Annotated in this window: 7 protein-coding genes and 2 pseudogenes; 6 read left to right on the top strand and 3 right to left on the bottom strand. The window is 43.2% G+C overall.

What is annotated here, in order from left to right; genetic code table 11:
* The first annotated feature begins 9 nt into the window (after nucleotides 1–9).
* From EYB58_RS17820 to EYB58_RS17840, 5 genes and pseudogenes are all read left to right on the top strand, one after another.
* On the top strand, nucleotides 10–3,912 hold the full coding sequence (locus tag EYB58_RS17820; RefSeq protein ID WP_163354556.1) for a response regulator: 3,903 nt from the start codon (nucleotides 10–12) through the stop codon (nucleotides 3,910–3,912).
* Between the two features lie 20 nt (nucleotides 3,913–3,932).
* A pseudogene (locus EYB58_RS17825) lies at nucleotides 3,933–4,760 on the top strand (CheR family methyltransferase).
* Entirely contained in the window at nucleotides 4,757–5,332 is a 576-nt protein-coding gene (locus EYB58_RS17830) for a chemotaxis protein CheB (protein ID WP_111958563.1), read from the top strand. The pseudogene EYB58_RS17825 and the gene EYB58_RS17830 overlap by 4 nt, the downstream one beginning before the upstream one ends.
* A complete protein-coding gene (locus EYB58_RS17835; protein WP_111958561.1) occupies nucleotides 5,329–7,878 on the top strand; it encodes a hybrid sensor histidine kinase/response regulator in 2,550 nt (849 codons plus the stop codon). Before EYB58_RS17830 ends, EYB58_RS17835 begins: the two co-directional genes overlap by 4 nt.
* Before the next feature lie 336 nt (nucleotides 7,879–8,214).
* On the top strand, nucleotides 8,215–9,045 hold the full coding sequence (locus EYB58_RS17840) for a response regulator (protein ID WP_163354554.1): 831 nt from the start codon (nucleotides 8,215–8,217) through the stop codon (nucleotides 9,043–9,045).
* On the opposite strand, the gene EYB58_RS17845 is transcribed toward EYB58_RS17840, so the two are convergent.
* Entirely contained in the window at nucleotides 9,014–10,285 is a 1,272-nt protein-coding gene (locus EYB58_RS17845; protein ID WP_163354552.1) for a PAS domain-containing sensor histidine kinase, read from the bottom strand. The genes EYB58_RS17840 and EYB58_RS17845 overlap by 32 nt on opposite strands.
* A 416-nt stretch (nucleotides 10,286–10,701) precedes the next feature.
* Here EYB58_RS17845 and EYB58_RS17850 point away from each other — a divergent pair, with 416 nt between their 5' ends.
* Nucleotides 10,702–12,249 (top strand): acetyl-CoA hydrolase/transferase C-terminal domain-containing protein, encoded by a 1,548-nt coding sequence (locus tag EYB58_RS17850; protein ID WP_111958555.1) that lies wholly within the window; start codon nucleotides 10,702–10,704, stop codon nucleotides 12,247–12,249.
* 509 nt (nucleotides 12,250–12,758) lie between these two features.
* On the opposite strand, the gene EYB58_RS17860 is transcribed toward EYB58_RS17850, so the two are convergent.
* Both EYB58_RS17860 and EYB58_RS17865 read right to left on the bottom strand, forming a co-directional pair.
* Nucleotides 12,759–14,951 carry an HAD-IIB family hydrolase gene (locus EYB58_RS17860; RefSeq protein ID WP_111958553.1) on the bottom strand — a complete coding sequence of 731 codons (2,193 nt, stop codon included), beginning with the start codon at nucleotides 14,949–14,951 and terminating at the stop codon, nucleotides 12,759–12,761.
* 50 nt (nucleotides 14,952–15,001) lie between these two features.
* Nucleotides 15,002–15,310: pseudogene (locus EYB58_RS17865) on the bottom strand (PfkB family carbohydrate kinase); the annotation flags it as partial.
* Nucleotides 15,311–15,559 lie beyond the last annotated feature (249 nt).

Here is a 15,559-nt window from a genome sequence, read left to right on the forward strand (position 1 = left end):
GAAAGCACGATGAACTGGTGGCATCGTCTGAGTTACAGACTGACGATCTTTATCCTTGTCCTGGCATTGGTTCCCCTTGCCGGCTTTGGTCTATTCACGATCAAGGACATCCAGAATGCCCGGCTGCTGTCGATTGAACTGATCCATGGAAACATGGCCATCAATGTCGCTGAAAGAATTGAATCATCCCTTGCCAATGCAGTGGAAAAAATCGGGCTGGTTATGGAAAGCAATGAGCTGGAAACCCTGGATGTTTCAGACCAGGAATGGATTCTGCAAATGTTGATCAAAAGCCTTCCCCCTCTTCATGCTTTGGAAATTATCGATATGGATGGCCGGGTAAAGGTAAAGGTCGGGTATGACAACGTGTACAATACAAAAAACCTGAAGCAGCATGTTGATCTGCCGGATTTTTTGAATATGCAAGACAAAAAGCCGATCATCGGATCACAGTATATCACGGACCAGACCGTGTTGGTTTTTGACCTTTTCATTCCCATATTAAACCCGATTGACAGACAAGTTATTGCCGTGGTTGCTGCTGAAATCAACATCGAAAAGCTTTTGGGCTTTGTTGCCGATCTGCGTTTAGGCAGAACAGGATATGTGTATATCGTCAATGACCAGGGAAAAATCCTTGCCCATCCGGATCGCAGCCTAGTGCTGGCAAAGGAAAGGGAGCTGAACAATCCCCTGGTGAATGATTTTGTTTCGGGCCGGAAAGTGGTTGAAACAAACAAGACCTATGTCAACAGAACGCAGATAGAGGTATTGACCAATGCCCATGCGGTAAAAGAGATGAATCTGCTGGTGGTGGTTGCCCAATCGGTTGAAGAAGCCATGTCCGTTGTAACACAGATCACACGCCGGCAAGTCAAAAACCTTGCACTTGTTTTTATGACCGCCATCCTCATGGCGGTATACTTTATCCTTAAACTCAACCGACCGATGAGTCGGCTGGCATCCGGTGCCCAACTGCTTGGCAGTGGCAATCTTTCCCACAGGATTGAGGTCATCTCTTCAGATGAAATTGGTTCTGTCACCCGGTCTTTTAATGCCATGGCTGAAGATCTGGAAGCCTCAAAACGAACTGCTGACCAGCTCAACTGGGTCAGACAGGGGGTGCTGGAACTTGATGAACAGCTCAGGGGAGACCTGTCCCTTGAAAAAGCCTGCTCAAATATCATTCATTTTATGGCCGGGTATCTGAAGGGGCAGGTGGGGCTTGTCTATGTCCATGACGGTAATGGCAGTTACCATTATATTGCGGGTTACGCGTTCATGCCCGGAAAAGGATTTTCCAATTGTTTCGGGCTGGGACAAGGCCTGCCCGGTCAGGCTGCCCTGGAAAAAAGGATGTTGACGGTTTCCGAACTGCCACCCGATTATATCTCCATAACCTCCGGGATGGGAAACAGGGTTCCAAAACATTTGATCATTGTCCCGTTTGTGTTCAACAACCAGGTTGAAGCGGTGATGGAACTGGGTTCTCTTACACCGTTGACCGAGCAACAAAATTTATTTATCGCAGACACAGCAGACAATATCGCTGTTGTTATTGCAGCTGCCCGGTCAAGGCAGAACCTCAATACAGCCCTGGTTCAAACCAGGCAGCAGGCCGAAGAACTTCAGAAACAGCAGGAGGAACTCCAGGCCGCCAATGAAGAGATGGAAGAGCAGACCCAGTTGCTGATGGCATCTGAGAACAAGCTAAAGGAGCAGCAGGAGGAACTTCAGGCGGCCAACGAAGAACTTGAGGAAAAGACCCAGTATCTGGAGCGCAATAAAAAACATATTGAAGAAAAAAACAAGGCTCTGGAATTTTTGAGAGCAAACCTGGAAAAGAAAGCAGAAGATCTGACCATTGCCAGCAAATACAAGTCCGAATTTCTGGCCAATATGTCCCATGAACTCAGAACCCCCTTGAACAGCCTGTTGCTTCTGGCAAGACTTCTGGCTGACAATAAAGAGAAAAACCTTCTGGCTGACCAGGTAGAATCGGCCAGAATCATCTATAACAGCGGAAATGATCTTTTGGCCCTGATCAATGAAATTCTGGACCTTTCCAAAATCGAGGCCGGAAAGATGAAGCTATCGCTGGACGAAATACCATTGAAGGATTTAAGTGAGGCGCTTGACAAAAACTTCAAGAGACTGACCCAGGAGAAAGGTCTTTCCCTGGATATTTCCATCAAAGCGGATGTGCCGAAAATTATTATCAGTGACCAGCAGCGCATCATGCAGATCCTGAAAAATTTCATTGCCAATGCCTGTAAATTTACATCAACCGGCGGGGTTACAGTTGAATTTTACCGGCCAGACAAGTCGATCGCCTTCCTGCGAAACGATCTAATATACCCAGACACCATTGCCATTGCTGTTAAGGATACAGGAATAGGTATTCCCGAAGACAAACAAAAAATTATTTTCGAGGCGTTTCAACAGGTAGAAGGTGGAAGTGCCAGAAAATATGGGGGTACAGGCCTGGGGCTCTCCATATCGAGGGAGCTTGCAACCCTTCTTGGGGGAGAGATCCAGCTGAAAAGTATTTTAAATGAAGGCGCTACCTTCACCCTCTTTCTACCGATAAAGGCAACCACCCAGGCGTCTGTTTCGATACCAACGTCCCCAAGCTATAAAAAATCTGAGGCTCCTGCCAGAATGATGGTGAAAAAAAATGACAACCAGGAACAATTGACTTCTGTCATAGAGGATGACCGGGAACAACTCGGTCCGGAAGACAAAATCGTTCTGATTATTGAAGATGATGTGGAATTTGCAGCAACGTTAATAAAATCCTGCAGGCAAAAGGGATTCAAGGCGCTTGTGTCCCTTAATGGTGAAGATGGATTACAGCTTGCCCAATCCTTCAATATTAATGCCATAATCCTGGATATCCATCTGCCGGGAATGGATGGCTGGGCCGTTCTTGAGTCTCTCAAGGAAAATCCATCCACCCGGCATATACCGGTTCATTTTATGTCGGCGGATGATCCGGTTCCTGAAGCCTTCACAAAGGGAGCTGTGGGATATCTGACAAAACCGGTAACCCTTGAAGGTCTTGAAGAAACCATCATCAATCTGAAAGCCATGGTCAATAAGCAGCCGAAGGACCTGCTTCTGGTTGAGGATAATGCCAATCAGAGACATGCCATTAATAATCTCATCGGTAACAATGACGTGGTGACACAGGAAGTTTCCACCGGGAAAGAAGCCCTTGCCGTGCTCCAGAGCAAGCAATTTGACTGCATGATACTGGACCTGGGGCTGCCGGATATGTCCGGTTTTGATCTATTAAAAAAAATAGAAAAAGACCCTTTGATTAAACTGCCGCCGGTGATCGTCTATACGGGCAGGGAATTGACATCCGATGAGGAGAACGAATTGAGAAAATATTCAGACTCGATTATTATCAAGGGGGTACGGTCTGAAGAGAGACTTCTTGATGAAACAGCCCTGTTTCTCCATCGTGTGATCGATAAAATGCCTGAAGACAAGAGAAAAATAATTTCAATTCTCCATGATTCAGACCAGGCCCTTAGGAATAGCACCATTCTGATTGTCGATGACGATATGCGCAATGTTTTTGCATTGTCGAAAGTGTTGAACGACAAAGGGGCTAATACCATAAAAGCGGAAAACGGGGTCAAGGCACTGGACATACTAAGCCATAGAAACGATGTGGATATGGTCCTTATGGATATCATGATGCCGGTTATGGACGGTTATGAAACCATGAAGAAAATTCGAATGGAGAGCAGATTCAACAGCCTGCCCATTATTGCCCTTACCGCCAAGGCCATGCAACGGGACAAGGACGCCTGTATTGCTGCCGGAGCCAATGATTATCTTGCAAAACCGTTGGAGATCGACCGTCTCTTGTCCATGATGCGAGTCTGGTTGTACCGGTAACCCATAGGGATGTACGGCTTATGAAATCAAATGAAGTTGAAAACGTTGAAATAAGACTTTTACTGAATGCGGTTTTTCTTCGGTATGGATATGATTTCAGAGGATATGCCAAATCCTCCATGCGTAGGAGAATCATTCAATTTATGCAGACGTCCGGGGCGTCATCAATCTCTGAAATGATCCCCCGCGTGATTCATGACGAAGCATATTTTGAAAAAATGGCCATGGCGTTTTCCATAACTGTTACAGAGATGTTCAGGGATCCGTCAACATTTCTGTCCCTCAGGCAAAATGTTCTGCCTGTTTTAAAAAGCTATCCATTTATAAAAATTTGGCATGCAGGGTGTGCAACCGGTGAGGAGGCTTATTCCCTGGCCATCCTGCTAAAAGAGGAGGCCTTGGACAAACGAACCACCTTGTTTGCAACGGATTTCAATAATCAGGCGTTGAAAAAGGCCCAGGAGGGCATCCTATAAATTGATCAGAGCAGACAGTATACCCGGAACTATCAATTATCCGGTGGGAAAGGCTCTTTTTCCGATTACTATCATGCCCATTACGGGGCATTGGCTATCAACAAATCATTAAGAGAAAACATCACCTTTGCCAACCATAATCTGGTGACGGACCAGGTATTCAGTGAAACACACCTGATTCTGTGCCGAAATGTGATGATCTATTTTAATCGAGAATTGCAGGAAAGGGTTCTTCAGCTTTTTTATGACAGTCTCGTATATGGGGGATTTTTATGCCTGGGAATGAAAGAAAGCCTTTTATTTTCAAAATACCAGAACAGCTTTAAGGTGATTGATCAAAAAAATAAAATTTTTCAAAAAATAACCCTATGAAAACGAACAGATACAAAGCCATTGTCATGGGAGGGTCCGTAGGGTCCATGGAAGCACTGTTAGAAATTTTTTCCGGCCTGCCTCGGAATTTCAGACTGCCGATCATTATTGTCTGCCATGTTCACCTCCATGATAATGGCGGCGTAGTTAATTTTTTTCGTTTACAAAATCCGCTCAATATAAAAACGGCAGATGACAAGGAACCGATACGGCCGGGCTATATCTATTTTGCACCGGCCAACTATCATTTGCTGGTGGAACAGGATGAAACTTTTTCCCTTACCGTTGATTCAAAGGTCAATTATTCAAGGCCAGCTATTGATGTTTTGTTCGAAAGTGCTGCGTTCGTCTATGGAGAACAATTGATCGGTATCGTTTTAACAGGCGCAAACCATGATGGTGCAAAGGGCATTTCATGTATAAAAAAAATGGGGGGACAGACCATAGCGCAAAATCCGGATACGGCAGAATGCCCTGTCATGCCGTTAGCTGCAATCAATACCGGTGATGTGGATGCCATTCTATCAATCCAACAGATCAGGGGTTTTATAAAATTAGAGGTCGTTTCATGAAAGAAGTTTCAAAAATTTTAATTGTCGATGACAAGCCTGAAAATATATTCAGCCTCAAGCAGATACTCGCAGAAACAAATGCAGAGGTTATCAGTGCATCCAACGGAAATGAAGCGCTGATCGCCATTCTGAACCATAATTTTGCCCTTGCCCTGCTTGATGTTCAAATGCCTGACATGGATGGATATGAACTTGCCGAATTTATCCGGTCTGAAAAGAAAACAAGACAGCTGCCTATCATTTTTGTCTCTGCGGTTTATTCAAGCGAATATCATGTGTTTAAAGGCTATGATTCCGGTGCGGTTGATTTTTTAGTAAAACCGTTTAATGCTAGAATCCTTTTGGGCAAAGTTAATGTATTTATTCAGCTATATCGGCAGAACCAACAATTGCAAGAATCAGAACATCTCATCCGGGAGCAGTATGATAATTTAAAGGCCTCTGAATTGCGATTTGAATCCCTTGTCAATATAATTCCCGACATTGTTTACAGAGTTGATACAGAAGGTAATTTTACCTTTGTCAATGAGGCAATCAAAAAGCTGGGCTATAAACCCAAGGAACTCATCGGTATCCATTTCAGCAGTATTATTTTACCGATGGATGTGTCCCCTGTCTCGAGGAAAGAGGTCATAAGATCAAGGCAGGAATCACAGGAAAAATCCAAAAAACTAATTGGCCTGTTTGATGAAAGAAGAACAGGCAAAAGAAAAACAACCGGCCTTGAAATACGGCTGATACCCAAAATCGGCAACAGTGATTTGATTGGGGTTTTAGAACACATCGGACAAAATTCGGTTGTGGTTGAAGTTAACAGCTCCGGTTTTTATTCAGATCGAATTGAGAATAAAAATAAAATATTCCTGGGAACCGTTGGTGTCATAAGGGATATTACAAATCGGAAGCGACTTGAACAAGGGTTAAACAAAGCCAAAGATGAACTTGAAGAAAAGGTAAAAAAAAGAACGGCCGAGTTGACCCAAAAGAATATGGCCCTGACATTGGAAATAAAGAAAAGAGAAGAAGCAGAGCAGTCCGCACAGAAAGCCAAGCAGGAATGGAAAGAGATATTTGACGCCATCGGCCAGATGGCCATAGTTTTAGATAAAGAGCATACGATACTGGCGGTGAATCAATCAACAGTCAAACTGACGGGACAATTGCCGGAGGAATTAATCGGTAAAAAATGTTATGAAATTTTTCATCTATCCGGTGCACCCCATGTCGACTGCCCTGCAAGAAAACTATCAAATTCCAACGACGAAAATACTATCGAATTGTATATCGAGTCATTGGATAAATCCTTTATCGAATCCTGCACACCGATTTTTGATGATCATGGAGAACTCAAACAAATCATTAGTATCTTAACTGATATTTCAGCAAGAAAACGTCTTGAAAAAGATTTGATTCAAGCCTACAAAATGGAAGCCATTGGGACATTGGCCGGTGGTATTGCTCATGATTTTAATAATATTCTCTCCAGTATTATAGGATATACCCAGCTTATTCTATCCGATGTTGAAAAGGGAACCGCCATTGAAGCAGATCTCAATGAAGTTTATAACGCTGGCATCCGGGCAAAAGAACTGGTTCGGCAGATTTTAACATTTGCCAGAAAATCAGAAGATGAAAAAATATCGATAAGACTGGATATCATCGTAAAAGAAGTTCTTAAATTTTTAAGATCCAGCATACCTGCCAATATTCGTATCAAAGATAATATTATCAGCAGGTCAAAGGTCATGGCCAATGCAACCCAGATTCATCAAATTGTCATGAATCTGTGTACAAATGCCGGTCATGCCATGAATGCCGAAGGTGGTGTTTTATCGGTAACCCTAAAAGAGACAACGATCGACAGCTCCCTGATTAAGATCCGGGATGATATAGATCCGGGAAAATATGTAGAACTACAAGTATCAGATACAGGGTCAGGTATCCCCACAGCAATCATTGATCGCATATTTGAGCCGTATTTTACGACAAAAGATCCTGAAGAAGGAACCGGCATGGGTCTGGCGCTGGTTCAAAGTATTGTTAAAGAAGCCAAAGGCATGGTCAAGGTTGAAAGCAAAATAAATCAGGGAACAACATTCAAGATATTCTTTCCCATAACAGATGAAGAAAAGCGTGTTTCAGCCGTTGTTCCAGAGACAATAGTTCAAGGCCAGGGGCATGTATTACTTATCGATGATGAAATTGCAATCACAAAACTGACTAAAAGATATTTAGAACGTTACGGCTATAAAGTCACAACGGCAAATCATCCCAAACAAGCATTAACAATTTTTTCCCAAGACCCGAATGGATTTGATGTCGTTGTAACCGATATGACAATGCCAGATATGAAAGGAGACCGGTTGATAAAGGAGATACAGAATATCCGTTCAGGCATACCCTGTGTTCTATGTACAGGCTACAGCAAGGAGATTAATCAAGATACTGGGTCACTTGAAGAGTTGAAGGCCGTTTTGATCAAGCCGATAAGTCAAAATAAATTTGTGTCTACAATACAACGTCTGCTCGACGAAAAAACTATATAACCACAAACAACAGTTGAATCCAATCCAATATCAGTCGGTTATATTTACATTGATGCAATACTTTATAACAGCCATGGGCTGACTTGGTCTATCAATACCGAGGCTCAACCCACAACAAAGCATGAAAGTAATTCAGTAACTTATTGGAACTTTCATATAAATAATAACACGTTATCGAAAAAGCCCTGAGAGGTGAATAGTAATTTATTTTCATCCACCTACAAAACCCCCCTTCGAGGGCATCCTCATACTACCGAAATATGCGGGTATAGTAGGTGATTTAAGAACTTATCGGCGCTTTCATATCAATTTTTAAATGGAATGGAACACCAGGCCATGGATAGTACACCAAAACACACGATACTTTGTGTTGATGATGAAAAACATATTCTTTCCTCTTTAAAGCGTTTGCTGCGAAAAGAAAATTTTGATCTGTTGACTGCAACAAATGGGGTTGACGGATTAAAGATTATGGCATCCCGGGACATTCATTTGGTCATTTCAGATCATCGGATGCCGGATATGTCAGGAATTTCATTTCTGGCCAAGGTTCGGGAGACTTACCCGGATACCATAAGAATTCTTTTGACCGGGTATACTGAAATCGACTCCATTAAGGCATCAATAAATGAGGGCCATGTTTACAAGTTCCTTTTAAAACCATGGAACGATGACGATCTTAAGCAAGAGATCAGAAAAGCCCTTGAACGATATGATCTTATTCAGTCAAATCAGTCCCTGCATCTTATGGTCGCTGCAAAGAATAAAGAACTGGAACAAATTAATAAGGACCTTGAAAGTATTATCAAGCAGCGGACAAGAGAACTGGAACTCCAGAACCAGGCCCTTGAGCTGACACGGGTAATTTTCAGGGGACTGCCTATGGCAGCCATGGGCGTAAGTTATGATCGGACAATTATACTGATCAACCGGCAGGCTGAAAAATTAAAAATAAACGACCGTATGGTCATTGTGGGTAATTATTTGGCGGATTATTTTTCCAAAGATGTGATGAAAAAATTTTTACCTGTGTTTGAATCGCAAATCAGCCAGGTTAAGTTTGATTTAAGCATGGATAATCAGGTATATATTCTGACGCTATCTGCTTTAACCGGCCGTTTTTTCGGTAAAGGGTTTATTCTGTGTCTTCGGAAACGGGCAGACTGACGGTGAACGTGGTTCCTTTGCCTTTTTCGCTTTTAACGGCAATGTTGCCACCATGTTGCTGAATGATATTATAAGCGATATTCATACCTAAGCCCGTACCCTTGCCTACCTCCTTTGTGGTAAAAAAGGGATCGAAAATTTTGGATATATTTTCCGGGTCTATGCCACAGCCGGTATCTGAAATTGTAAGAAATACGTCGTTGTTTTTCTGCCATGTCTTGATTCTGATTTCACCTTTTTTTTCAATGGCCTGGGCTGCGTTTACCAGTATATTTAGAAAAACTTGGTTCAGTTGTTGGGGGATGCCCTGTATCAGGGACAAAGCACTTAAGTTTTTATGCACCGTTGTTTTATATTTTAACTCATTGACCGCCACATTCAGGGTGGTTTCAATACAGGCATTGATATCCACGGGTTCAACATTCTTTTTACCGGGGTGGGCAAAATCCTTTAAATCTATAACGATTTTTTTGATTCGGTCCAGTCCGTCAATGCAGTCTTTTATGAGTTCATCCATATCTTCTTGAAGAAAATTAAGGTCAATTTCACGGGTGTACTCATGAATCTTTTCGGTCATTTTTGCCAACGCTTCGGGCAGAGTAATTTCATCCAGACGTTTGATCAGGATTTGATATAATTCGATGAGCTTTCGAATATCGGACAGGTAGTCTTCCAGGGAGTTCATATTACTGGTGACATATCCCACCGGATTATTAATTTCGTGGGCGATGCCGGCTGCAAGCTGCCCGATGGAGGCCAGTTTATCAGTCTGGGTTAACTGGATTAACAGGTCGGATTTTTCCGCCTCCATTTTTTTCCTTTCGGAAATATCCAGAAGCGAGGTAATAAAATAACGCCCTCTGGGGCTGTTTTCCTGGATTACTGAAGACAAGGAGCACCAGATTGTGCTGCCATCAGACTTCTTAAATCGCACCTCCAGATCCCTGACTCTCCCTGTTTCCATTTTTTTTAAAAAAGTGTCCCGGTTTTTTTTTTCATAATAAAATGACTGAATCTGGACATGGGCAAGGTCCTCAATTGAATTGTAACCCATCATATGGAGACCTTCGGGGTTTAAATTTATTATTTCTCCTTCCACTGAGGTCAAAATGATACCGATGGGCAGCGTATCCGTTAACGTTTTGAAGTTTTTTTCCAGGCTGACGTGTTCCTTTTTGGGGTCATCCGGATGGTTCTCTTGGGTAAAGCTTAGAAACCGGTCTGAAGTCTTTTTCTCCATCGTTTCTCCAATACTATATTTTTTTAGGAAAGCGAACTGCATGAATTTGCTTCAGTCTAAAAAAAAAAGTATTCAGATTCAATTTATTTTTTAATAATAGCGACGCGCTGATTTCTTTTTTTTAGAATGGATCAGTCCACAACGAAAATTGAGAGGTCTGTTTAGGTTGCACTGACTTTCTTATAAGGGTTGTTTTTTTTGCGAAAGAATCAAAAAATTTTTTCTTGACTCTACTTGCTGGCGCATTATATAACCCTCTTCTAAGTATACTGGATTATTGAAACCCTGTTTCGGTATGGCCCTTTAACTGGCGCGGTTCCCCGGTTTTTGATGAGTGGTTAATGTGTTCAGGCCACTTCAGTGGGGAATCTCTTCGATACCCGTAAGTAAAATTCAATGAAGGAGAGAAAGAGCGTATGTCTATATTAGAGGAACGCGTACGTTGTAAAGAGCTGCTCAGCAAGGTGAAAACCCCTGAAGAGTGTATTCAGTTCTTTAAAGATGGCATGAATGTCGGCATGTCCGGATTTACACCGGTCGGCTATCCGAAAGTTGTCCCTATTGCTCTGTGTGATCACGTTGAGAAAAACAATCTGCAAGGCAAGTTCAGACTCAATCTGTTTATCGGCGCTTCTGTCGGTGCCGAGGTTGAGGACCGCATGGCCACATTAAACATGATTGATCGTCGCTGGCCTTACCAGACAGGTAAAAACATAGGCAAAGGTATTAACAGCGGCCGGATTCGCATGGGTGACAAGCACCTTTCCATGTTTCCTCAGGATCTGAAATACGGTTTTTACACCATGGATAAGGGCGGCAAGCTCGACATGGCAGTTATCGAAGCATCCGCCATTACCGAGAATGGTGACATCATTCTTTCTGGTGCCGTGGGCGCCGCGCCTGAAATTATTGATGTCGCTGAAAATATCATTGTCGAAATCAATACTGGTCTGCCCTCTTTCGAAGGCATGCACGATATTACCATGACCGACCTGCCTCCGAATCGACAAGTCATTCCGATTACTGATGCACGTCAGCGTATTGGTACCCCTTGGGTCCCCACCGACAAAAGCAAGATCATTGCAATTGTCGAATCCAAGAATCCTGACAATGGGCGTGCATTGCGCGGCACCGACGATGTTGCCCAGGCAATTGCCGACAATATCGTTGATTTTTTTAAGGTTGAAGTGAAGGCCGGTCGTCTGCCCAAGAACCTGCTTCCCTTGCAATCCGGTGTGGGCTCCATTGCCAATGCCGTTGTCGGGGGTCTGACCGCCAGTCCTTTTGAAAATTTGACTGTTTTCACCGAGGTTCTGCAGGACACCTTTCTGCCCTTCCTTGATTCGGGCAAATGCGACTACATCAATTGTACTTCATTATCGCTGTCCAACGAGGCATTTGTCGAGTGGTGGGAAAAATTCGATAAATATAAAGAAATGGTTCTGATGCGTCCGCAGCAGATTTCCAACAATCCGGAACTTATCCGTCGTCTTGGCGTTATCGCCATGAACACGCCGCTTGAATTTGATATGTATGCACATGCCAACTCCACCCACGCCGGCGGTACCCGCATGTTGAACGGTATCGGCGGGTCCGGTGACTTTATACGTAACGCTTACATCTCCATGATGCACTGCCCCTCTTGCCGCGCCACCAAGAACGATGAGTTCGGTCTCACCGGTGTTGTGACCAAGGTTCCCCACGTTGACCACACCGAGCACGATATTGATGTCCTGGTTACCGAGCAGGGCTTGGCTGACCTGCGTGGTCTGGCGCCAATTGATCGCGCCCGCGTAGTCATCGATAAATGTGCACATCCTGCTTATAAAGACTATCTTACCGATTACCTTGAGCGCAGCATCAAGAAAACCGGTGGGCACCATGAACCCCACCTGCTGGACGAGTGCTACAAAATGCACCAGAACTTCATAGAGAACGGTACCATGCGTTTCTGGGAAAAATAAACAAAGTCCAACACCGTCTTATTGACAACCCAAGCCCCGCTGAAATTCGGCGGGGCTTTTTGCAATTGGTACTTATCTCCACCGTAGTGTAGGCAACGGCGTCCAGACGGATCATTTTAGGCCGGTTCCTGAACAAGCGAATTAAAAAAACGACGCATCACCTCCCGGGTTTTCGGTGAATTGTAGTCCAGGTCAATTTGTTCATAATCAAGGGTGCATCATATCTTTTCAAGCGTGCCGTCGGGGGCGTTCTATAACCTGGTAGGGGGGCTGGGTTTTCGTGTATAAACCGTGGCAAGATCTTTCTTTTTGATCCACCGTCGGGAGACAGTTTTTCGAAGGATATAAACATTTCTGCGTATTCGCTGTCAGCCCTTTTTTCAACATAATCCTGGAAAAAGACACTTTGACGTGAAATACAGTTTACCATAAAATCAATGATCAGATCAAAATCCTAACCGATTTTTTCAATATCTTCCCATGTTCCAAATGCCGGGTCCACCTCATCGTCATGTCGTTCCTCCTGCCTTTTGAATAAATTTGTAGTGATTAATCCCTTCGATGATACCGCCACTTGCGTTCTTTTTGGCAAAATATATGTTTCTCATATTTCTTAAGGGCTCGAGCTCTGAACTGTAATTTCCTACGACAATACCGGCGGGTTCCCCCTTGAGCATCTCCTCATCATTTCCTGAATCTCCACAGATTAAAAGATTTTTTAAAGGAATTTCCCATTTATAGCTCAGATATCGTATGGCTTTCCCTTTTGAGGCTCTGTAGGGTAGGATATCCAGATATTTTTTATGGGAATAGATTAAGGTATATCGTAGTCGTTTCTGTGTCAGAAGGTGGTGCAGCTTGGGTAGGTGGTCCTTGCCGGGTACCATGTTATAACTAATTTTGAAAGGTGTCTGGGCATTTTCAGGTTGTTTTGTCAGAAATTCAACTTTGTCAAGCTGCGACATGATCAAGTCGCGATTCCAGTTTTTGGAAATATGGTTTTCCCACCCCTTGTCAGGATACAAAGAGTCACCATAGGTGATTTCACTTCCCACACCGGAGATTATGATGTCCGGTGTCATGATATTATTTGCTTTTAAAAGATCCAGGGCCGACTTAAGTACACGACCCGTGGCCACGCCGAAACCAATATTTTTTTTGTTATCCTCAAGCAGTTTCATCAACGGGTCAAGGTTTTCATCACTGCCGTTCAACAAGGTGTTGTCAATATCGGTGATGAGAAAAAAATGCAGGTTTGAAAATCGTTTTCCAATGTTTAACCGTTGTTCGTTGACATCCATTTCCAGGGTTTCGTATTTCCGGTGCAGGGATTTGATCTTTTTAACATATGTTTTTACATGGCTTGCCCAGGTATAATATTTACGGGTATTCATGATTCCGTTTTTTGAAAAATTATTCCATTTGTCAGGGTGCACCAGAATATCTTTAATGGCTTTGGCAATGGCCTTTGTATCTTTGGGGTCCACCAAAATACCGCCTTGACAATTATAAATGATATCTTTGGGACCGCCGTCATTTGTGGCGACCACAGGCAGTCCGCATGCCAGCGCCTCAAGAAGGGTCAATCCAAACGGCTCCACCAGTGCCGAATTTACAAAGACACCATTTCTTTTCGCGGCAATACGATAAAGTTCGGGCACTTCATGCTCAAAATCATGTTTTTTGGGAATGGCCATTTTCCCGTAAAGGTTATACTTATCTATTAGCAGCAGCATCTGGGTCAACACATCCCGTTCGCTGTCCTCTTTCTGGGATATATCCTTTCTGATGCCGGCAAAAACGGCAAGGTTGGCAATGGCCTGCAGATCATAATCCTCCCCATACGCCTTGACAAGGCCTTCAATGTTTTTACGTTTATCGGGGCGGCATAATGCAAGAATGATCGGTTTGTCAGGGTGCCTGAAAAAACGGTGCAGCTCCTTGATAAGTGACTGTCTTATGAACAAAGACTCTTCTTTTTGTTCATCATTGGAGCATGTTTCGTGGTAATATGGGCAAAATTTTTCAATGTCGATTCCCGGTGGAATAACATGGTATGTGGGCAACCTCTTGTTTCGGTATAAACCATACTGCTCGTCTACTTCCTGGCGGGTACTGGTCACAATCATATCTGCTGATTTTAAAACCTGCTCTTCCATGGAAATGCGGTGGTCAAGTTTGAGTTTTTTGTTTAATTCATCTTCTTTTTGTCCTTCATTTAACAGTCTTTGTTTTTTTGATCTACCCAGTGAATGGCCGGTATAGATAAAAGGAAGTCCAAAAAAACGGGCCAATTCTTTGGTTACATATCCTGCATCCGCATAGTGGCCGTGGATTATATCCGGAATTTTTCTTTCGTTTTTAATGAACTTAATTGTTTTATCCACATACTCGTCCATAAATGGCCACAACAACTCTTTGCGTATATATTTTTTCCCGCCGCATTGAAGCCTGACAATGCGAAATTTTGCATTTATTGTTTCAATGGGTCGGCTGTAGTCATCAGAACAGGACTTATCTGAAATCAATCGTGTCAGCAGGTCAACTCTTTGGACATCTTTATGTTCGGATAACGCTTTGCCTAACTCTATGACATATTTAATCTGTCCGCCAGTGTCGGCATCATGTCCAAGTTCCATGTTTTCAGACCGAATAAGGCCGTGAATGCTGAACATTTGAATATATAGGCCTTTATGATTCATTTATTTCTCCAATTTGTTTCTAAATTTTCAATAGACCTCGGCATCCTGAATCATGCCCCCTGAATGCTGCAGACATGGGATGCAAATTCACCGGCAAGAGGGATGATCTCTTCAATCTGCATATTTTTCAGGATACCGGCCACTGACATTGCCACATATGCATCTCCTGCACCAACGGTATCAGCAATATCTAAAGATGTTTCCGGCGATCCTATATATTGGTCCGGATTTGCAGTAAACCATTGGCTGCCCTTTTCTCCCATGGTGAGGATGATGGTTTGAATACAATGGATTTCCATTAATTGCCTGGCCGATATTTCATGGGAGGTCTTGACATCTGAGCCGGATGTCAATTCTTCAAGCTCATGTCGTCATTTCCGACTCTCGAAATAAATCTTACCGGAAATCCAAGTATTTTTATGTGGTAGGCAAAATTAAAGGGCGCTCAACCCATACGCTTATAAACCGGAAAAATATCGAACAAAATTTTACCAATGACAAGGATCATAGTTAAAAACACCTCGGAATTATTCACAAAAAGTCCGCTGAACAGACCTGGTGGGCTGGAATCAGAGGAGTTTTGTTTTGTGTGACGGCAGGTTTGTTTG

The sequence above is a fragment of the Desulfobacter hydrogenophilus genome (genome assembly GCF_004319545.1).
Taxonomy (GTDB): Bacteria; Desulfobacterota; Desulfobacteria; order Desulfobacterales; family Desulfobacteraceae; genus Desulfobacter; species Desulfobacter hydrogenophilus.

Coding starts and splice junctions, on each gene's coding strand:
- EYB58_RS17835 (WP_111958561.1), top strand. CDS start 5,329: ATGAAAGAAGTTTCAAAAATTTTAATTGTCGATGACAAGCCTGAAAAT.
- EYB58_RS17830 (WP_111958563.1), top strand. CDS start 4,757: ATGAAAACGAACAGATACAAAGCCATTGTCATGGGAGGGTCCGTAGGG.
- EYB58_RS17845 (WP_163354552.1), bottom strand. CDS start 10,285: ATGGAGAAAAAGACTTCAGACCGGTTTCTAAGCTTTACCCAAGAGAAC.
- EYB58_RS17860 (WP_111958553.1), bottom strand. CDS start 14,951: ATGAATCATAAAGGCCTATATATTCAAATGTTCAGCATTCACGGCCTT.
- EYB58_RS17820 (WP_163354556.1), top strand. CDS start 10: ATGAACTGGTGGCATCGTCTGAGTTACAGACTGACGATCTTTATCCTT.
- EYB58_RS17840 (WP_163354554.1), top strand. CDS start 8,215: ATGGATAGTACACCAAAACACACGATACTTTGTGTTGATGATGAAAAA.
- EYB58_RS17850 (WP_111958555.1), top strand. CDS start 10,702: ATGTCTATATTAGAGGAACGCGTACGTTGTAAAGAGCTGCTCAGCAAG.